We start from the raw sequence: 20,031 nt of genomic DNA, 5'->3' as shown, positions 1-20,031 counted from the left end.
CGTCAATCGCGTATAATGCAAAAGGGTAATGAAAGATAACAGTTCGGCACAACATACAACAGGCAAGGAAGATCGAACAGTACCATTGTCAGTGATTATTTGATCACTCAGACGCTCTGTACGCTCTGGTCAATTTAATCTATATAATGTAGTGAAACGCGGACCTTTCCCGCAGCCAGCAACCATAACGCTGTATGGCGCCGAACGCTGGACGTGCTTGGGCGAACTGGCAGCGCACCCGCGCTTTGTCAGGTATGGCTGATCATTAACTTTACGGAAAGAAGGTAGAGATTATGGAATTGTGGTTTACGGAGAAACAGACCCCCGCATTCGGAATCACCGCGAAGATTAAGCAGACCTATGTAAGCGAAAAGACGGATTTTCAAGATCTGGCTATGGTAGAGACCGAGGAATTCGGCAATATGTTGCTGCTTGACGGCATGGTGATGACGACGGTGAAAGACGAATTCGTTTATCATGAAATGGCGGCTCACCCTGCGCTAAACACACACCCGAATCCGAAAAAGGTGCTGGTTGTCGGTGGCGGTGACGGCGGAGTTATCCGTGAAGTCATTAAGCATGCTGCTGTAGAAAAGGCAGTTCTTGTCGAAATCGACGGGAAAGTGATTGAATATTCCAAAAAGTATCTGCCCGAAATCGCCGGTAAGTTGGACGAGCCTAACGTCGAAGTGCTGGTGAACGATGGCTACATGCATATTATAGAGCATAAAAATGAATACGATGTAATCATCGTTGACTCCACAGAGCCTGTAGGGCCGGCTGCTCCGCTATTTGAGCGCGGTTTCTACCAAGGCATCTATGAAGCGCTAAAAGAGGACGGGATCTTCGTTGCTCAAACGGACAACCCGTGGTTCAAAGCGGATCTGATCCAAAAGGTAAACAAGGACGTTAAAGAAATCTTCCCGATCGTACATGTGTACGGCTGTAATATCCCTACGTACCCAAGTGGTCTGTGGACTTTTACAATGGGGAGCAAAAAACATAATCCGCTTGAGGTGGACGAGACGCAGATTCCAGAGATGGATACGAAATATTACTCTCCACGTCTGCACAAAGCGGCGTTTGTTCTTCCTAAATTCGTGGAAGACCTTACGAAATAAGGAGGATTATTGAGATGAAATTGGATCAAGCTTATTCAGGTAACGTGTTTATTTGCAGTTCAGAGGATTATGAGAACTCCAAAGCGGTCATTTATGGTATGCCGATGGATTACACCGTCAGCTTCCGTCCAGGGTCCCGTTTTGGTCCTTCCCATATCCGTCAGGCTTCGGTTGGACTTGAAGAGTACAGCCCTTACCTGGATAAAAGCATTGTGGATATGACTTACTTTGACGCCGGCGATCTGCTTTTGCCTTTCGGTAACGCAGGACGCAGTCTCGAAGTCATCGGAGAATATATCGGTGGCCTGCTGGCGGACGACAAATTCCCGATTGGTCTCGGCGGGGAACACCTTGTTACTTGGCCTGTCATTCAGCAAATGTACAAAAAATATCCCGACCTTATCCTGATTCATATTGATGCACATGCCGACCTTCGTGAAAACTATGAAGGCGAGCCATTGTCTCACTCGACACCAGTGCGTAAAGCAGCTGAACTGATGGGTGGCAAAAATATTTATCAGTTCGGAATTCGTTCCGGCTCTCGTGAAGAGTTCCAATTCGGACGGGAGAACATCAACTTCTATCCATTTGAAGTGGCAGCTCCGATGAAGGAAGCTCTTCCGAAAATGGGTAACCGTCCGGTATACGTTACAATTGATATCGACGTGCTTGATCCGTCCGCGGCTCCGGGTACAGGAACAGCAGAAGCGGGCGGTATTACGTCCAAGGAACTGCTTGAAGCCATCCACATGATTGCAGGATCAGATGTAAATGTAGTGGGTTGTGATCTGGTGGAAGTGGCACCAATTTACGATCCTACGGAACAGACACAAATTGTGGCTGCGAAGATGATCCGTGAAATGCTGCTTGGATTTGTGAAGTAATAGTAAAATAACAGTAAAATAACAGCGTCCTCTGTCTGCGCCGGGTTAAAAGCCTGCGTAGGAGAGGGCGTTTTTTTATGATCGTTTCTTAAACTTGATTGATTGAACCTCATTTCTGGATGATGTTATACGGACTACAAAAGTATTCAGTAATATATTCATTGATATATTACATTCGTGAAGTATATGGTGATTGGGTTTGACCATATATAAAAAAGAGCCTTCACCGCGCCAACGGTAAAGACTCTTAGGACCCCGAAAGGCTGTGGACTGCCACGGCGTGCATGAATTAAATATTGCTATTCAAGCGAAACCCACCGTCAGGCTGTCAACCTTATGAGGTGGGTTTTCGCTTGCAATTCAAGTCCATAACATCGATTATAGCACGTACGTTCCCATGCCTCTACCGTTTGTTGTATATATAAATACACCCGTGTGTCATGCAGAAAACACTTATTCGGGATGACTCTATCTTAATATTTATGTATAATATGGAAATAGAGGGAAGGGGTTTTGTTATGCATGCAATCCGGGCTCAATTGAGTATGTATCCCAAATGGTTTATAGCGGTACTTATGATATTTACCATCAATCTTATATTAACAATGACTTTGTTCATCAATTTAACGTTAATACTGGCTAATCTCGCTATGTTATATGTTGCCTTTAGCATCAAGACACTTAAATACAATAAATTGCATTTTGTCCTGTGCCTGATTTTAAGTATCACTTTTGTGATTATTGCTTTTAAGACATATCCCATTTAAATCGGCTCGTAGTAGAGATTAATGATGAACCACTCATGCCCATGAGATACAAAATGTGGGCATGAGTGTTTTTTATTGCAATAATGTCACGCGGGATAAACAAATTGTTACGTTAAATCCTGCAAAATGGGGTAAAACCATAGAAGGAGGTGTCACAATGACAACAATGAGCAGAATGACATGGAAACGGATCGGCGCACTCGCATTATCGATAACGCTGGCTTGGGGACTTGGTCCGGTACATACACTACCAGGCGCTAACGCTGCATCCTCCCCAACGTGTGGAAGTGGAGATCATGGATTAACAGCTACGTTGAAAAAGGGCAGTGGTGTGGAAGACCAGCGACTGCAATTTACGGATATCGACTTTTTAAACAATACAACCGGACGGGCTGCTGGCGAGGGATTCCTGATCGGTACCTCGAATGCAGGCTGTACGTGGCAGTCCATTTATACCGGTCAATGGCAGTTCACACAACTTGATTTTCCGAATAATGTGAATGGATTTGCATTGGCTCAGGTGAAGAATTCTCCTACGACGTATCTCATCCGCTCAACAGATGGTGGATCACACTGGACACGGATGGATATTGGTGGCTTACAATTTAAGCGAATTGATTTTCGCACTAAAAATGAAGGCTTTGGGTACACCTATAATGGGGCATATATGACAAAGGACGGGGGTGCAACATGGAGCCCCATCTCTACACCAGCCAATACACGCGGAGCTGTGTTTGCGACAGAGAAGCAAGGTTATGCCATTGTCGTGGCTCCTGGTTCGGGTTACCGTATCATGCAGACAAGTAATAGCGGCAAGAACTGGACGCAATCGTTGAAGGTGGCATCAACAACCTGGAGCGGTGGAGACTTATACGCAAGCGGTAACCAGGTATGGGCCCTTCTGTATGGCGACGCAGGAATGTCCCAGCAATCGTATTCCCTCTATGCAAGCGGGAATGAGGGCAAGAATTGGAGACAGGTATTCGCTCAATCTACAGCAGGTGGTGGTCCGGCTCCAGGTGCAAGCAGCACAGGGAACGGAAAAGGTCCCGCAGAACCAGGGGGTCACCCAGGGAACATGGCGTTGATCGGTAATCAGACGGCCTATCTCTCAGGAGGATCACCTGCAGCAGGCAAAGTAGGGATTGGACGTTCTTATGATGCAGGTTCCACGTGGAAAAATATTGACCTGAAGGATCCAGGTTATAGCTCCCGCATTTCGTTCCCTTCTGCCAAAACAGGTTGGCTCGTCGTAACAAGCAACAATTCTCCTGCGATTTATGAGACGACAGATGATGGAACAACATGGAAGAAAAAAATGTTATTGCCCGCTGAAAACGAGTAAATGGCGTCATGCCATGGAATAATTTTAAGGCGATTTCAATCTAAAAGAGTGTAAATCTTAACTTATTTGGCCTGATGAGGCCGACATGAACAAACAAGCCTTTTCCGGGCAAGTGAAGCCGGAATGGGCTTGTTTGTGTTGAAATAAAAACGGTTGAATCCTGTTCAAAAACACGTTATTGTAAGCGATAACAATTACTTTTAGGAGGTTGAAATTATGGTTGAGGTTATTTTAAAGGCTGATTCGGAACAAGGATTAATAAATCGTAATATATATGGTCACTTTTCCGAGCACTTGGGACGCTGTATCTATGAAGGGTTGTGGGTAGGAGAGGATTCACCTATTCCGAATACGGAGGGCATCCGTAACGATGTGCTGACTGCGCTGCAAAAGCTTCATATTCCAGTGCTTCGCTGGCCTGGCGGTTGTTTTGCGGATGAATACCACTGGAAAGATGGCGTAGGTCCAAAAAGTGAGCGCGCCCGCATGATCAACACACACTGGGGCGGGGTAGAAGAGAACAATCATTTTGGTACGCATGAGTTTCTGAGATTGTGTGAACTGCTCGGTACAGAGCCGTATATCAGTGGCAATCTGGGAAGTGGTACGGTGCAGGAGATGCAGGAATGGGTGGAGTACATCACGTTTGATGGGGAATCTCCAATGGCGAACTGGCGGAAGAGCAACGGCCGTGAAGAGCCATGGAAGCTGAAATATTTTGGTGTCGGGAACGAGAACTGGGGTTGCGGCGGTAATATGCGTCCTGAATACTACGCAGATGAGTACCGTCGTTACGCGACATATGTACGTAATTATTCCGGAAATGAGATATATAAAATCGCCTGTGGGCCAAACGATCACAACTACGACTGGATGGAAGTATTAATGCGGGAGGCCGGTCGTTTTATGGATGGAATCAGCCTCCATTATTACACCATTCCAACAGGTGAGTGGGCGGATAAAGGTGAGGCTACAGGATTTGGAGAAGCCGAATGGTTCACAACGTTGAAAAAGACGCTATATATGGAAGAGTTACTTGTGAAGCACTCCGAGATTATGGATAAATACGACCCTGAGGGCAGAGTCGGTATTATCGTGGATGAGTGGGGAACGTGGTATAACGTTGAACCGGGTACGAATCCGGGATTTCTGTACCAACAAAATACGATGCGAGATGCCGTACTTGCCGGGATCAACCTGAATATTTTTAACGCACACAATAAAAGAGTGCACATGGCCAATCTGGCACAGATCGTTAATGTTCTCCAATCGCTCGTTCTGACTGAAGGAGATAAGATGCTGCTTACGCCTACATATCATGTGTTCGATATGTATCAGGTGCATATGGACGCACAGCGATTGGAGCTGAACTATGAGAGTCCTGGATATACATTCGGGGACGAGACCATCCCTCAACTAAGTTTGTCGGCTTCTCGCAGCAATGATGGAATTATTCATGTGACAGCGTGTAACCTTAGTCATACGGATGAGCTTGAAGTGGTCTGTCACATCGAATCAGCGGATGCTGCTTCTGTATCGGGACAGATTCTACATCATGCAGATTATGGTGCGTTCAACACATTTGAACAGCCGGATCGGGTTCAACCTGCGGAATGGAAGGGTATTACACTCGAAAATAACAAACTGCGTTTTGTGCTGCCTCCGGCCTCTGTTGGAGTAGTCGCTGTAAAGGGCTGATCCAATGGAAGCATCTGTGACAGGTGGACATATCGGAAAGCAGCAACCATGCAAGGGATGTAATGATCAATATGATGTAAAGATCAGTGAAGCCAAGATGGCGCGGCTCGTGGCGTTGGCTTCACGCTCACGTCCGGCAGTCGAGGATAGTGAATATGAGCGGCGTATGAGCATTTGCTCCCATTGTCCAGCTTTACAGTACGGCACGACCTGTCGCTATTGTGGCTGTCTCGTACAGGTGCGCGCCAAGCTGGTAGAGTCGACCTGTCCATTTCCATATGAGCCGCGATGGACCTGATACGGAACGTATTTCCTTATTAATGAAGCAAGGCAGAGCTGCACTTTACAGGTGTGGCTCTGCTTTTTTTGGCGCTGATGGGCAAAAACTCTGAATTTGGATTTGAATTGAGCGGGTGAACTGGATATAGTTATACAGTAGAGTTTAGGATAGCGAGCTATCCGGAAATATGAGCGCGTATAGCGGCACAACAATACAGGAAGGGCTGTTCTCACCGGCCGTGCCTGATTTTGCGTCGCCTCGAATATAATGGAGGTTAACATTCATGTCGAACATGCGACCGGTTCAGATCCGGCTGCACAGCCGTTATGAAGGTGAAGATGTACTGCAGGAAATGCAGGGTGAAGCCGTGTTGAAAGGATCTGTGCTCTATGTACGGTATGAAGAACCACAGACCGGACCCGAGGGCGGTATTACCCGAACAACATTGAAGCTGGGCGGACAATCCATCAAGATTATACGTCATGGCGAGGTGGAATCGGAGCAAACGTTTGAACTAGGCCGCAAGCTCCCTGGTTTTTACCGCTCGCCGTATATGTCGTTTGCCTTGTCCACGCATACACAGGAGCTGGAACTTTCCATTCAGGGATTGAGCGCACGCGCAGCGTGGAGCTACGACTTTTACCGCTTTGACGAAGAATCCGGACATTTCGCGATAAGTTTGCATATACAGGAGGAACCAATTTCATGACACGTAATCCATTAGATACGATTAACGAACGGGTAAGTACAGCTATCGGCAATGCCATTGTTACTGCTGGCATTGTTGCGCAGGAGGACCTGCCGACCATTACCCTTGAAGTACCACGCGAGAAAACACACGGCGATTTGGCGACCAATGCCGCTATGCAACTGACCAAGATTGCCAAGCGTAATCCACGCCAGATTGCAGAAGAGATTATTGCCAATCTCAATCTGACTGAAGCTGGAATCGAGAAGGCGGAAATTGCCGGACCAGGATTCATTAACTTCAAATTGGACAAGAGCTATCTCTATCCTGTGCTGGGGCTTGTACATGAGCAGGGCGAGAATTATGGAAGAATCAATGTGGGTGAAGGGCGCAAGGTCGAGATGGAGTTTGTCAGTGCCAACCCGACAGGCAGCCTGCATCTGGGCCATGCGCGTGGAGCGGCTGTTGGTGATGCGCTTTGTAACATCCTCGACTATGCCGGGTATGATGTAACACGTGAATACTACATTAATGATGCCGGTAACCAGGTGTTTAACCTGTCTCGCTCCATTGAAGCTAGATATTTGCAAGAACTGGGCCAAGATGCAGAGATGCCGGAAGACGGTTATCACGGTGAGGATATCAAAGGATTTGCCAAGGAGCTGGTAGCCGAGAAGGGTGATTCTTTGCTGTCCATGCATCCGGGTGACCGTGCTGCCTATTTCCGTGACTTCGGTCTGGAGAAAGAGCTGGACAAGATCAAACGTGACTTGAATCGCTTCCGTGTCAATTTCGACATCTGGTTCAGCGAAACTTCACTGTATGATAACGGAGAAGTGCTGCGTGTGCTTGACGAATTGCGTGATCGTAATGAAATCTATGAGCAAGACGGAGCAACTTGGTTGAAAACCATGCAGTATGGTGACGACAAAGAGCGCGTTTTGATTAAAAATGACGGTACGTACACGTACCTTACGCCAGACATCGCTTATCACCGTGATAAATATGCGCGTGGATATGACACCATGATTAACATCTGGGGAGCGGACCACCACGGCTATATTCCACGGATGAAAGCGGCCATGCAAGCACTCGGCAACGATCCGGAGAAATTGGTCGTGTTGATTGCACAGATGGTGAGCTTGTTCCAGAACGGCGAGAAAGTGAAGATGTCCAAGCGTACAGGCAAGGCAGTAACGATGGAAGATCTGATGGACGAAGTAGGCATCGATGCCATTCGTTACTTCTTCACCATGCGCAGCATGGATTCTCATCTGGACTTCGACATGGACCTCGCCATTTCGACGTCTAATGAAAATCCGGTATTCTATGTACAATACGCACATGCTCGGGTATGCAGCGTGTACCGTCAGGCAGAAGAACAAGGCATTGAGCTGTTGCCATTGTCACAGATCGACCTTTCGAAGCTGACAACGGAGCATGAATATGACCTTCTTCGCAAAATGGGTGAGCTGCCTGAAGAAATCGCGACTGCTGCTACGGGATATGCGCCTCATCGTATTGTTCGTTATGTATATGAACTGGCATCCCTGTTCCACAGTTACTACCGTGCGGAGCGCGTCATTACTGAAGACGCGGGACAAACGCAGGCGCGTCTGGCGCTGATCGGTGCTGTACGCACCGTCATCGCAACAGCGCTTCGTCTGGTGGGCGTGTCCGCACCGGACAAAATGTAATTCAAGCCTTGGCGGTGCTCAGCCGCCCTATGGCTTTGACAAAAAGTCTCCATGCACCACGCGCCTGCAATGCAGCGTGGACATGGAGACTTTTTGCTGTGCCCGCGGCCATGGTTACACGGCCCGAGGCACTTAAGGCCAGCGCCGGCTGCCGCTATGGTTACCGCCATGAAGCATCACACCGCGCGGCAGTGCTGCGCTTAGCGATGCTTCACGGGGCGGCCCCAGCGGCAGCCGACGCTCCTTACCCTCCGCCCTCCTGCATTAGCTTGAGGGCGTCGATCTCGCCACCGCGTATTTTGCTCTTCGCGGTGGAGGTCTTGCGTGCGCGCAGCGGAACGGTCGAGCGCTTCACGAGCGTTTTGATCTCGGCTGGCGACAGGCCAGGATGCTTTGCAAGCAGGAGCGCTATGGCGCCACTGACGTGCGACGTCGCCATGGAGGTGCCGCTCATCTCATGGTGCTTGCCTTGCACCCAGGAGGAGACGATTTTGTCCCCTGGCGCATATACATCGACGAATGCGCCTCGGTTACTGAACGAGGCAATCCGCCGGTTTTTGTCGGTTGCACCGACCGATATCGTTTGCTGATAACGTGCCGGATAATCAATGCTGCGGCGTTTGCCGTCATTTCCTGACGAAGCGACAATGACGATCCCGGCCTGATACGCACGGTTCACGACATCAAGCAATGCTTTGCTGCGCGTTTTCATGCCAAAGCTCATATTGATGATATCGACCCGATTGCGCACACACCAGTCGATCCCAAGCACGATGTCTGACACAAAGGCCGAGCCATTATGGTCGAACGCCTTCACCGGATAGATCAGCGAGCGGGGAGCTACACCGATCATGCCTGCCGTACTATTAGCTGCGGCAATGGTTCCGGCAATATGGGTGCCATGACCGTTATCATCATGAGGAAGCAGGCTGCGGTTTAACAGATTGATTCCGCGTGCCAGCGAATAGCGAAGATCAGGGTGCTGATAATCGGCACCTGTGTCAATTACACCGATTTTTATCCGGTGCCCTGTGGAAACGGACCATACTTTGGGAGCGCGAATCTGCTTTACGCCCCAAGGTACGCCCTGAACGCTGCTCGGTTTACTGTGTAGCGCGGTGGCGGCATGCAATGAAATGGACGCGTCTTCTTCTACCGTAATGTCATCACTGTAGCGATATAGTTCTTCCGGGTCATGCACCGGGGCGATAATGGAGCGGGCCAGCCGGGAGGAGCGGACCGCACTAAGATCAGTAAATTCATTCCTCATCCGCGACAGTTCCACGAGGCAGGCTTCATATTGCTTCGGTTTGGCGAACCGAATTAGGTATCGCCGCCCCTGTTCTGGTTCGGGACGTTGCATTCCTTCAACCAATTGATGTAGAAAACCAGTATAGTCCATAATGGGCAGCCCCCTTCGGGATGAACATGCTGAGGTATTCTATGAATGCGTTCATCTCGCCGCATGGGGAACCTGCCCTTTTTTTACAAAAACACATTCTCTTCGTGTCAAAACGGGCGAAGGGACATATGATGGATGGAGGGCTAGAGGGCTCTTGCGGGGACCCTGGGAGGAGCGATCCTTCAAGGGTATACAGTCAGAAGGCGGAGGGGACTCCGTCTTTTTTATATGATGCTGCCATTTTTGACCTAAAGATGATGTGCCCGCCAGTTAGTTGTCTCTTACAGTCTGTATATTGCTCGTTTAAAAGTCGCTTCTTGGAATTATGAGACATCCATACATAAAAACTTGCTTTTTAACGCTAAATAGGTTTTACTTAGGTTTGTTAATGGATATGTTATACGTAACGTTCCAGTTCGTAGGGATATAAAGTGAATTATGTGTGAGAGGAAGTGTCTGTCAGTGAGTACCTCGCTCAATTTGAAAATTGATAAAGAAAAGGTCAGAGAGATTCCTTTGGTGGACCTCGCCTTTATGGTGCTGAAAGCGGCCAATACGCCGTATTACTACCGTGATTTGATGAATGAGGTAGCTAAACAGCGCGGAATGACTGATGAAGAAATCAACGAGTTTATCGCCCAGCTATATACCGAGATTAATATCGATGGCCGTTTTGCTTGCGTCGGTACGAGTCTGTGGGGCTTGAAGCGCTGGTATCCGGTAGCTGGATCGGAAGATACCATGACGGGTGCGAAGCGTCCGCGCATTATCAACGATGAAGACGATGATCTGGAAGATGAGGACTTCGGCGAAGAGGAAGACAGCTACAACAGCGACGAAGACTTCGATAATTCTGATGATGATCAGGACGAAGATGATGATGACGATGATGATGACGAAGACGACATCTTTGACGAAGAAGATAGCGATGAAGAAGTTCTGGTTGAAGATGACGATTTGGAAGAGGAAGACCTCGATGAAGACGAAGAAGAAGAGTCTGAAGACGAGGCTGAATTTGACGACGATTCCGATAAGTAACCGTCATTTTTGACATCGATAGTTTACCCATTTTCCCCGCATTGTCAACCTTGACAGCAGACGGGGTAACGGGTAAACTATTGCATGGGCTTATGAATGAGCGACAAAATATTTATGTTTTTTATAAAAAGTGCCCCGTCCTGCGGGAGTACTTTTTTTGTATTTTTAGAGGCAGAATTTTGCAAAATGATTTGAATTCCGCATGCTCCCGGCCAACAATCCGTGGTCTGTTTTTGTATATCCAAAACACCAAATTCACTGATCCAATGATCTCTTTTTGGGACAGATCTGGGTAATGGCTTCCGGAAGGTTTGCACCATTCTACGCTGTAGAACAACGTTGTTTACAAACGGTCTTCGCATGAAAGAGCAGTTCGCAGATGCAGGGAATTTCTGCCATTGCTCTTTTTAACGATGATTACCTGGGAAACGGGTTACGATAATACCATATATCGCCTGAATTCCGTACTTATATTAGGAGGGTAATAACAGTGACAAAGTATATTTTCGTGACGGGCGGAGTTGTGTCCTCCCTGGGCAAAGGGATAACGGCTGCCTCGCTGGGCAGATTGCTGAAAAACCGAGGGTTGAAGGTAACCATTCAAAAATTTGATCCATACATCAATATCGACCCGGGAACAATGAGTCCTTATCAGCATGGTGAGGTGTTTGTAACGGATGATGGCGCGGAAACGGATCTTGACCTTGGCCACTACGAACGTTTTATTGACATCAACCTCTCCAAAAACAGCAACGTCACGACTGGTAAAGTATACTCCTCCGTCATCAGCAAAGAGCGGCGCGGGGAATATCTGGGCGGAACGGTACAAGTCATTCCACACATCACGAACGAGATCAAAGAGCGTGTATTCCGCGCAGGACGTGAAGCGGGTTCGGATGTCGTTATTACGGAGATTGGCGGTACGGTGGGTGACATCGAGAGCTTGCCTTTCCTGGAAGCTATTCGTCAAATCAAGAGCGATGTAGGTCGTGACAACGTCATGTACATCCATGTAACACTTATCCCTTACATCAAGGCTGCTGGTGAAGTGAAAACCAAACCAACTCAGCACAGTGTGAAGGAATTGCGCAGCATTGGAATTCAGCCAAACGTTATTGTTTGCCGTACAGAGTATGAGCTTTCCAAAGACATGAAAGCCAAGATCGCTCTCTTCTGTGACATTGATGAAAACGCAGTGGTGGAATGCCGTGATGCAGACACATTGTACCAAGTGCCTTTGAATCTGCGTGAAGAAGGTTTGGACGAGATCGTGGTAAACCACCTGAAGCTGACTACTCCTGCACCGGATATGAGCGAGTGGGAAGGGCTGGTTGACCGGATCAACAAGCTGGAGCATACAGTGGAGATTGCCATTGTAGGTAAATATGTTGCTTTGCATGATGCTTATTTAAGTGTTGTTGAATCCTTGTCTCATGCAGGATTTGCATCCAATGCTGATGTGAAGATCCGCTGGATTCACTCCGAAGATATCACGGATGAGAATGTAGGCGATCTGCTGCATGGTGTAGGCGGAATCCTCGTACCTGGCGGATTTGGTGATCGGGGTATCGAAGGTAAGGTATCTGCCATTCGTTATGCCCGTGAGAAACAAATTCCGTTCTTCGGTATTTGCCTGGGTATGCAGGTGTCTGTTATTGAATATGCACGTTCCATCGTTGGTTTGACTGGAGCGAACAGCTCTGAGATTAATCCAGCTACGGAGTTCCCGGTAATCGACTTGTTGCCTGAACAAAAAGATATCGAAAACCTGGGTGGAACAATGCGTCTGGGTCTGTATCCTTGTAAGCTTCAAGAAGGTTCCCTGGCAATGGCTTGTTACGATGATGAATTGGTCTATGAGAGACACCGTCACCGGTACGAGTTCAACAATGAATACCGTGAAGCGATTGAAAAAGCCGGTTTGGTTATATCGGGTACATCCCCGGATGGACGTCTGGTTGAGATCGTGGAGCTTCCGGGTCACCCATGGTTCCTGTCAGTACAATTCCACCCGGAATTCACTTCCCGTCCGAACCGTCCACAGCCGTTGTTCCGTGAGTTTGTAAAAGCTTCTCTGGAGAGCGTTGGAAAATAAGCACTGATTATTAAGCTATAAATAAAAGGATGTTCTTGGCAACCGATAAGGATGCCGGAACATCCTTTTTTAATATGTCGAGATAAGAGAAAATGGTTTTTGGCATTTTACGATGTAAGCAGGATTTCAATGGGGAGGTAGAATACTTATCATGACGACTATGGGATTGTTATCCAGATTCAGACGTACATGCTTTCCTAATTCTAGGAGGTTAATCAGTGGAAAATAAAAAAGTGTTAATTGTCGATGACCAGAATGGTATCCGAATCCTGTTAATGGAAGTGTTCAGCAGCGAAGGATATAATACGTTCCAAGCGCCTAATGGGAAGATTGCCCTGGAGATAGTAAATAATGACAAACCTGATCTTGTACTGCTCGATATGAAGATTCCGGGCATGGATGGCCTGGAAATTCTGAAACATATTAAGGAAATTGATCCGGATATCAAAGTCATCATGATGACGGCTTATGGTGAACTGGACATGATCAAGGAAGCTACGGATCTTGGAGCGCTCATGCACTTTACGAAACCGTTTGATATCGATGAAATGCGAGTGGCAGTCAATATGCAGCTTCGAAATGATACTGCGAATAAGTGCAGCTGAATCCTGTGAATACAGGATTTTTTTGCGTGTGAAGCTTTGAGAGTCTGTGGGTAGGCATGAAGGGTATTTCAGTCTGGTATCGGGGAATATTGGAAATGGATACGCCATCATGCTGTGTCTATGAAAACTGTGCTGCAAAGCACAGCATTTTTGCAAATGCTTGTTTAGTATTTGACATGGGATGTGGTATAATAAGCCCGTATGTGATTTCGGCTAAAAACCATAGACACAACCCAACACCCCTAGGAGGATTGAAACCATGCCATTAGTATCTATGACAGACATGTTGAACAAAGCACTCGAAGGAAAATATGCAGTTGGTCAATACAACATCAATAACCTTGAGTGGACTCAAGCGATTCTTGCTGCTGCTGAAGAAGAGAAATCCCCAGTAATCCTGGGCGTATCCGAAGGCGCAGCTCGTCACATGAGCGGTTTCTACACAGTAGTTAAAATGGTAGAAGGACTCATTCACGACATGAAAATCACCGTTCCAGTTGCTATTCACTTGGACCACGGTTCCAGCTTTGATAAGTGTAAAGAAGCGATCGATGCTGGATTTACATCCGTAATGATCGACGGTTCCCACCACTCCATCGATGAAAACATCGAAATGACTAAAAAAGTTGTTGAATATGCACACGCTAAAGGTGTTTCTGTAGAAGCCGAAGTAGGTACTGTTGGTGGACAAGAAGACGACGTTATCGGTGGTATCATGTACGCTGACCTGAACGAGTGTGTACGTATCGTTAAAGAAACGGGTATCGACACATTGGCTCCAGCTCTTGGTTCCGTACACGGTCCTTACCATGGCGAGCCTAACTTGGGCTTCAAAGAAATGGAAGAAGTTCGCGATGCAGTTAACGTTCCACTGGTACTGCATGGTGGTACAGGTATCCCTAAACATGATATCGACAAAGCCATTTCCCTGGGTACTTCCAAAATCAACGTGAACACTGAGAACCAAATTTCGTTCTCCAAAGTAGTTCGCGAAGTGCTTGCAGCTAAACCAGATGCTTACGATCCACGTACGTTCATCGTACCAGGCCGTGATGCAATCAAAGAAACCGTTAAAGGTAAAATTCGCGAGTTTGGTTCTAACAACAAAGCGTAATTTGTCTTTACCAGTTCCATACAGTGTAAGTGGAAAGAACACCGCCTAGCCGGTGTCTTTCCATTTTCACGCCTTATTTCTACATCGAAAGCCAACAGCACGTATTGCCGTTAACCGGCTGCAAAACACGTAGGGGGACATTAAGCTTTATGGAAAAATTAATGATTAGTGGCGGACGTCCGTTACAGGGAACTGTAACTATAAGCGGCGCCAAGAACAGCGCCATCGCGCTTATTCCTGCAGCATTGCTTGCCGAGTCAGAAGTCGTGCTGGACAACCTGCCGCTTTTGAGTGACGTGGCGGTTTATGCAGAAATTTTGGAGGAACTCGGTGCTCGTGTACATTGGGAAGGCAGTCAGATGAAGATCGATCCTTCCGATATTAAATCCATTCCGATGCCGAATGGTCCCGTGAAGAAGCTTCGTGCTTCGTATTATATGATGGGAGCACTGCTTGGGCGTTTTAAAGAAGCAACCATTGGTTTACCAGGAGGCTGCAACTTTGAGCCTCGTCCGATTGATCAGCATATCAAAGGGTTTGAAGCGCTTGGCGCAACCGTAACGAATGAACATGGCTCCATTCATTTGCATGCCAAAGAGCTGCGTGGAGCAAAGATTTATCTGGATGTAAGCAGTGTAGGTGCAACCATTAACATCATGCTGGCGGCTACTCGTGCCAAAGGCTCTACAATTATCGAAAACGCGGCTAAAGAGCCTGAGATTATAGATGTAGCAACACTTTTGAATTCAATGGGTGCCAGCATCAAGGGTGCCGGTACCGAAACGATCCGTATTGAAGGTGTGTCGGAGCTGAAGGGTTGCCGTCATTCCATCATTCCGGACCGGATACAAGCGGGCACGTATATGATCGCTGCGGCTGCGACGCGTGGCGACGTTCTGATTGACAATGTGATTCCCAAACATCTGGAGGCTTTAACGGCGAAGTTGTTGGAAATGGGCGTTGGCATTGAAGAGCTCGACGAAAGTATTCGTGTCATTGGCAAGCCGAGATACAATCATGTAGACGTTAAGGCACTTGTCTATCCCGGTTTCCCGACGGATTTGCAGTCCCCGATGACCAGTGTTTTGACACAGGCAACGGGTGTGAGTGTCCTGAGCGACTTTGTATATAGCAACCGATTTAAGCACGTTCCTGAGTTGGTACGCATGGGCGCTAAGATCCGTGTCGAAGGGCGCTCAGCTATTATTGAAGGCAGTGCTTTGAATGCGGCCAAGGTAAAAGCATCTGATCTTCGCGCTGGTGCAGCGCTGGTGATCGCAGGTCTCACCGTCAGTGAAGGTGTGACCGAAGTGACTGGCGTTGAATTTATCGATCGTGGGTACGATCATCTAGTAACCAACCTGCGTCTGCTAGGTGCAGATGTGTGGCGAGAAACAGATTAATTCTGTATGGAATGGCGAGTTTTACGGCATTAAAGTGATTATTTTGACAGAGCTGCATATCCTTACAATAATTGGGCAAACCTGTTTTAATAGAGTTCTCAGTCTCTCCGGGATAAGACGAAATGTTCCTGTTTCCTTTACCGGAGGGTCTTTTTTTGAGTCAGACTTCATATGGCTGTAAGAACATCATTTCCTTTTCCCCAAACCCCGGTTTTGTTTGAACTGCGCTCCATAGCCGGTCTGCCCGGATCGAACGCCTCATGTATTCGTGTTCACTCACTAGCGGATCCTGCCGAATGCTGGCCATCCCGCCCGGAAACTTACACTCAAAGACAAGTATTTGCATTATAACGGTAACATTCCGTACAATGGACAGAAGAGAATTGCAGAACGATGCTGCTCTTATAGCCGGAACATCAAGCGAAACTATCCATTTCACGGACTTATTAATTGAATAGGTGGTTATTATATGGATCTACAAATTTCCGATTTGGAAGAAATGAAACTAACGGACCTCTACAAACTGGCCAAAAAATATCAAATTCCCTACTATGGCACATTGAAAAAGAAAGAATTGATCTTCGCCATATTACGTGCACAGGCTGAACAGAGCGGATTAATGTTTATGCAAGGTGTGCTCGAAATTTTACCTGAAGGCTACGGATTCCTTCGTCCGATCAATTACCTGCCAAGTACGGAAGACATCTACATCTCAGCCTCACAGATTCGTAAGTTTGATCTAAGAACAGGTGACCTCGTCTCAGGTAAGTGTAGAACACCTAAAGAAAACGAGCGATACTTCGGTTTGCTGCAAGTTAACGCTGTAAATGGTGAGAATCCATCGGCGGCTGCGGAACGACTTCACTTCCCGGCATTAACCCCATTGTACCCGCAGAAGAAACTGGTTCTCGAAACATCCCCTAACCATTTGTCCACACGCATTATGGATGTGCTCGCCCCGGTAGGACTGGGACAGCGCGGATTGATCGTAGCACCTCCCAAAGCGGGTAAAACACTTCTCCTCAAAGAAATCGCCAACAGCATCTCAACCAACAACCCAGAAATTGAACTATTTGTCCTGTTGATTGATGAACGTCCGGAAGAAGTTACGGATATGTCGCGTTCGGTTAAAGGGGAAGTTGTGGCTTCTACGTTTGATGAGCTGCCTGAGAACCATATCAAGGTTGCGGAATTGGTGCTTGAACGTGCGCTGCGTCTGGTTGAAGCGAAAAAGATGTCGTTATCTTACTGGATAGCATTACGCGTCTTGCTCGTGCATACAACCTGGTTATCCCACCGTCCGGACGGACACTTAGTGGAGGTATTGACCCGGCAGCATTCCATCGCCCGAAACGTTTCTTCGGTTCTGCACGGAATGTGGAAGAGGGTGGAAGCCTGACGATTCTGGCTACAGCATTGATTGATACGGGATCGCGTATGGACGATATTATTTATGAAGAATTTAAAGGTACGGGTAATATGGAGCTTCATCTGGATCGCAAGCTGGCAGAGCGTCGTATTTTCCCGGCTATCGATATTCGTCGTTCCGGTACACGTCGCGAAGAAGTGTTGCTGAGCAAGGAAGAGCTTGATACAATCTGGGCGATCCGTAAAAACATGAACGATTCCCACGACTTTGTCGAAGGCTTCCTGAAAAAACTGCGTAATAGCAAAACGAATGCTGAGTTCTTGGCGGCATTTGATACAGCTGGCAACAGTCCGACAAGTAACTCCGGACAGACTACGACTCGGCGCTCGCCAAGACAGACTGCGGCTTCCGGTACAACTACCTAGAATTACGTCGTTGATTTAACTCCAATTTGCAGCGCTGCTGCAGGAATAACAATATACTCGTCGTTTGGCTTTAACCTATTAGATGTGAGGAGAACATCATGTATTTAGTATACGCAGATGAAAAAGGTAATGTATTTGATCATCCTTCCCTGTACGGGCTTGCCCGCAGTGGAGATATGATCGTCGAAATTATGGAGGATGAGCTGATTCCTTTGCCGGAAGGTGCAACGCTGGTTGGACTGCCGAGTACACGTCCGATTGGTATGGACCCGGATACTGGCGAGATGCTGCCAATGCCTAGCGACACACAGGCGGTTGGGGCTTTGCTTCCGCAAGGATTCACTCGGTTGTGTCTGCCAGGGTATGTAAAGACGGATAAGGAGTACAAACTGCCGTTGTTCGGTTACTCGGCTGTTGTATGGAAAGATGGTGAGTTTTACGTCACTGCCCGGATGTCGGATCACCCAGATCAATGGAATCCGTTGAACTGTGATCGAGATGACGTACGTGCGGGTGTTAAACGTTTAACGAAGCAATATCCTGAAAATCGCCTCTATACCCATCTGTCCAATTGTGCGCTCGGGTATGAATGTCTGACTTCGTCTAATACCTTCCTGAATCGTTGGGAAGGCGGCGTTCCGGTATCTTATTCCTGTAACGCAGGTTGTTTCGGATGTATTTCTGAACAACCGGATGATAGTGGCTTCGTTTCCCCGCAGACCCGGATGAATTTCCGTCCGCGAGTGGACGAAATCGTTGAAGTCATGCTGGAGCACTTGAAGACGCCGGAATCGATTATCAGCTTTGGTCAAGGTTGTGAAGGCGAGCCTTCCACGCAGGCCAAATTGATTATTGAAGCCATTCGTGAAGTGCGCTCCATAACTGACATGGGATATATCAACATTAACACCAATGCCGGTTTGAATGATCACATGAGAGGTATTGTTGATGCCGGGCTTGATTTAATGCGTGTAAGTACAATCAGTGCATTGGATGATCACTATAATGCTTATTACAAACCTCGTGGATATACACTGGCCAACGTGGAAAAATCGATGAAATACGCTGCTTCCCAGGGTGTATATACGTCGATCAACTATTTGATCTTCCCGGGAGTAACGGATCGTGAGGAAGAGATTGAAGCGATGATTGAGTTTGCTCGCAGAACCGAATTGCGTCTTATTCAAATGCGTAACCTCAATATTGACCCGGAGAGCTATCTGGAATTAATTCCTCCAGCTCAAGGTGATATTTTGGGCATGAAGCAAATGATTGAGATCTTTGAGGAAGAGCTGCCTGATGTCGTTATCGGCTCGTATACGCATGTTCCGCCAGCCGGAATGGCACGTCCAAAACGCCTGATCACTTCTTGACAATAATGGATTGCAACTGGCATTAGGCCGTGTTATAATCTTCGATGTTGTGCCATTTACTCTGGGTCCGCTTGAGGCTCAGGGCGGAAAGAGGTGAAAGGTAATGAAAGCAGCAATTCATCCTAAATACACGATTGGTCAAGTATCTTGCGCTTGCGGGAATACTTTTGAAACAGGTTCGGTTAAAGACGGACTTCGTGTAGAGATTTGCTCCGCGTGCCACCCGTTCTTCACAGGTAAACAGAAGTTTATCGATGCTGGCGGCCGTGTTGATCGTTTCAAGAAAAAATACGGAATCTAATTCAGCAATTCCTCGGGAATTGTCTGACTATTACATTCAAATCACCTCTGCCGTTCCGGCAGGGGTTTTTATAGGTTTTTATGTAATTGTAGTGCTCTCCTATTCCCTCCGGTTGCAATTTAGACAACCTTAAGTTATACTATTTCTTACCGTGCTAGATGGGGAGGTAGCGGTGCCCTGTAACTCGCAATCCGCTACAGCGAGGTTGAATTCCTGCTAGAGGTTTTGTCGATGTGAGGTTTGGTCCCTTAACGTAGTGTTGACGGTTGGGTCCTCCGCAATGAGTACTCATGAACCTGGTCAGGTCCGGAAGGAAGCAGCCATAAGTGAGATCACTCTTGTGCCGGAGGGTTGCCTAGCCCGAGCTGTTGTTAAGGGGTGCCGCTTGGATCGCAAATATCGATAGCAGGTGCACGGCTTACCATT

Annotated in this window: 15 protein-coding genes, 1 other RNA gene and 1 pseudogene; 16 read left to right on the top strand and 1 reads right to left on the bottom strand. The window is 47.4% G+C overall.

Annotated elements, in window-relative coordinates; translation table 11 throughout:
- Positions 1–293: 293 nt before the first annotated feature.
- From speE to argS, 7 genes are all read left to right on the top strand, one after another.
- On the top strand, positions 294–1,121 hold the full coding sequence (gene speE, locus ACTWJ7_RS01540; RefSeq protein ID WP_090905341.1) for a polyamine aminopropyltransferase: 828 nt from the start codon (positions 294–296) through the stop codon (positions 1,119–1,121).
- A 14-nt stretch (positions 1,122–1,135) separates the two neighbouring features.
- Complete coding sequence (gene speB, locus ACTWJ7_RS01535; protein WP_024628791.1) at positions 1,136–2,005, top strand: agmatinase; 870 nt, start codon at positions 1,136–1,138, stop codon at positions 2,003–2,005.
- Positions 2,006–2,929: 924 nt separating this feature from the next.
- A complete protein-coding gene (locus tag ACTWJ7_RS01530) occupies positions 2,930–4,117 on the top strand; it encodes a WD40/YVTN/BNR-like repeat-containing protein (RefSeq protein ID WP_301881179.1) in 1,188 nt (395 codons plus the stop codon).
- Positions 4,118–4,333: 216 nt separating this feature from the next.
- The gene (locus ACTWJ7_RS01525; protein WP_301881178.1) at positions 4,334–5,815 is read left to right on the top strand and encodes an alpha-N-arabinofuranosidase; all 1,482 of its coding nucleotides are present in this window, start codon (positions 4,334–4,336) and stop codon (positions 5,813–5,815) included.
- 4 nt (positions 5,816–5,819) lie between these two features.
- The gene (locus tag ACTWJ7_RS01520) at positions 5,820–6,113 is read left to right on the top strand and encodes a DUF6171 family protein (RefSeq protein ID WP_301881177.1); all 294 of its coding nucleotides are present in this window, start codon (positions 5,820–5,822) and stop codon (positions 6,111–6,113) included.
- Between the two features lie 265 nt (positions 6,114–6,378).
- Positions 6,379–6,804, top strand: a complete 426-nt coding sequence (locus ACTWJ7_RS01515; RefSeq protein WP_079345574.1) for a DUF1934 domain-containing protein — start codon at positions 6,379–6,381, stop codon at positions 6,802–6,804.
- Positions 6,801–8,480, top strand: a complete 1,680-nt coding sequence (argS, locus tag ACTWJ7_RS01510) for an arginine--tRNA ligase (RefSeq protein WP_285080731.1) — start codon at positions 6,801–6,803, stop codon at positions 8,478–8,480. The genes ACTWJ7_RS01515 and argS overlap by 4 nt, the downstream gene beginning before the upstream one ends.
- 244 nt (positions 8,481–8,724) lie before the next feature.
- On the opposite strand, the gene ACTWJ7_RS01505 is transcribed toward argS, so the two are convergent.
- Positions 8,725–9,882 carry a S8 family peptidase gene (locus ACTWJ7_RS01505; RefSeq protein ID WP_079345578.1) on the bottom strand — a complete coding sequence of 386 codons (1,158 nt, stop codon included), beginning with the start codon at positions 9,880–9,882 and terminating at the stop codon, positions 8,725–8,727.
- Between the two features lie 462 nt (positions 9,883–10,344).
- Between ACTWJ7_RS01505 and rpoE the strand changes: the two genes are divergently transcribed.
- The 9 genes and pseudogenes from rpoE (at position 10,345) to ffs (ending at position 20,022) form a co-directional block, all read left to right on the top strand.
- Complete coding sequence (gene rpoE, locus ACTWJ7_RS01500) at positions 10,345–10,920, top strand: DNA-directed RNA polymerase subunit delta (protein ID WP_079345582.1); 576 nt, start codon at positions 10,345–10,347, stop codon at positions 10,918–10,920.
- A 490-nt stretch (positions 10,921–11,410) separates the two neighbouring features.
- Positions 11,411–13,015, top strand: a complete 1,605-nt coding sequence (locus ACTWJ7_RS01495) for a CTP synthase (protein WP_024628782.1) — start codon at positions 11,411–11,413, stop codon at positions 13,013–13,015.
- A 218-nt stretch (positions 13,016–13,233) separates the two neighbouring features.
- Positions 13,234–13,620, top strand: coding sequence for a response regulator (locus ACTWJ7_RS01490; protein WP_024628781.1), 387 nt, complete (start codon positions 13,234–13,236; stop codon positions 13,618–13,620).
- Positions 13,621–13,879: 259 nt separating this feature from the next.
- Entirely contained in the window at positions 13,880–14,734 is an 855-nt protein-coding gene (gene fba / locus ACTWJ7_RS01485) for a class II fructose-1,6-bisphosphate aldolase (protein ID WP_024628780.1), read from the top strand.
- 149 nt (positions 14,735–14,883) lie between these two features.
- The gene (locus tag ACTWJ7_RS01480) at positions 14,884–16,137 is read left to right on the top strand and encodes a UDP-N-acetylglucosamine 1-carboxyvinyltransferase (protein ID WP_024628779.1); all 1,254 of its coding nucleotides are present in this window, start codon (positions 14,884–14,886) and stop codon (positions 16,135–16,137) included.
- Positions 16,138–16,606: 469 nt separating this feature from the next.
- Positions 16,607–17,931 (top strand): annotated as a pseudogene (gene rho, locus ACTWJ7_RS01475) (transcription termination factor Rho).
- A 98-nt stretch (positions 17,932–18,029) separates the two neighbouring features.
- Positions 18,030–19,304, top strand: coding sequence for a radical SAM protein (locus ACTWJ7_RS01470; protein WP_079345588.1), 1,275 nt, complete (start codon positions 18,030–18,032; stop codon positions 19,302–19,304).
- 103 nt (positions 19,305–19,407) lie between these two features.
- Positions 19,408–19,605, top strand: a complete 198-nt coding sequence (gene rpmE / locus ACTWJ7_RS01465) for a 50S ribosomal protein L31 (RefSeq protein WP_024628775.1) — start codon at positions 19,408–19,410, stop codon at positions 19,603–19,605.
- A 149-nt stretch (positions 19,606–19,754) separates the two neighbouring features.
- Positions 19,755–20,022: signal recognition particle sRNA large type (gene ffs / locus ACTWJ7_RS01460), an RNA gene on the top strand.
- Positions 20,023–20,031: the final 9 nt, after the last annotated feature.

Origin of the sequence: Paenibacillus sp. 1A_MP2, from assembly GCF_052244825.1 — a bacterium.
Lineage (GTDB): Bacteria > Bacillota > Bacilli > Paenibacillales > Paenibacillaceae > Paenibacillus > Paenibacillus vandeheii.
Note: the sequence above shows the minus strand (reverse complement) of the source record. Positions and strands in the feature narration are given on the sequence as shown.

Excerpts from the sequence above, each read along its gene's own strand:
- ACTWJ7_RS01470 (WP_079345588.1), top strand. The coding sequence starts at position 18,030 with ATGTATTTAGTATACGCAGATGAAAAAGGTAATGTATTTGATCATCCT.
- rpmE (WP_024628775.1), top strand. The coding sequence starts at position 19,408 with ATGAAAGCAGCAATTCATCCTAAATACACGATTGGTCAAGTATCTTGC.
- ACTWJ7_RS01525 (WP_301881178.1), top strand. The coding sequence starts at position 4,334 with ATGGTTGAGGTTATTTTAAAGGCTGATTCGGAACAAGGATTAATAAAT.
- ACTWJ7_RS01520 (WP_301881177.1), top strand. The coding sequence starts at position 5,820 with ATGGAAGCATCTGTGACAGGTGGACATATCGGAAAGCAGCAACCATGC.
- speB (WP_024628791.1), top strand. The coding sequence starts at position 1,136 with ATGAAATTGGATCAAGCTTATTCAGGTAACGTGTTTATTTGCAGTTCA.
- speE (WP_090905341.1), top strand. The coding sequence starts at position 294 with ATGGAATTGTGGTTTACGGAGAAACAGACCCCCGCATTCGGAATCACC.
- argS (WP_285080731.1), top strand. The coding sequence starts at position 6,801 with ATGACACGTAATCCATTAGATACGATTAACGAACGGGTAAGTACAGCT.
- ACTWJ7_RS01480 (WP_024628779.1), top strand. The coding sequence starts at position 14,884 with ATGGAAAAATTAATGATTAGTGGCGGACGTCCGTTACAGGGAACTGTA.
- ACTWJ7_RS01530 (WP_301881179.1), top strand. The coding sequence starts at position 2,930 with ATGACAACAATGAGCAGAATGACATGGAAACGGATCGGCGCACTCGCA.
- ACTWJ7_RS01515 (WP_079345574.1), top strand. The coding sequence starts at position 6,379 with ATGTCGAACATGCGACCGGTTCAGATCCGGCTGCACAGCCGTTATGAA.
- fba (WP_024628780.1), top strand. The coding sequence starts at position 13,880 with ATGCCATTAGTATCTATGACAGACATGTTGAACAAAGCACTCGAAGGA.
- ACTWJ7_RS01505 (WP_079345578.1), bottom strand. The coding sequence starts at position 9,882 with ATGGACTATACTGGTTTTCTACATCAATTGGTTGAAGGAATGCAACGT.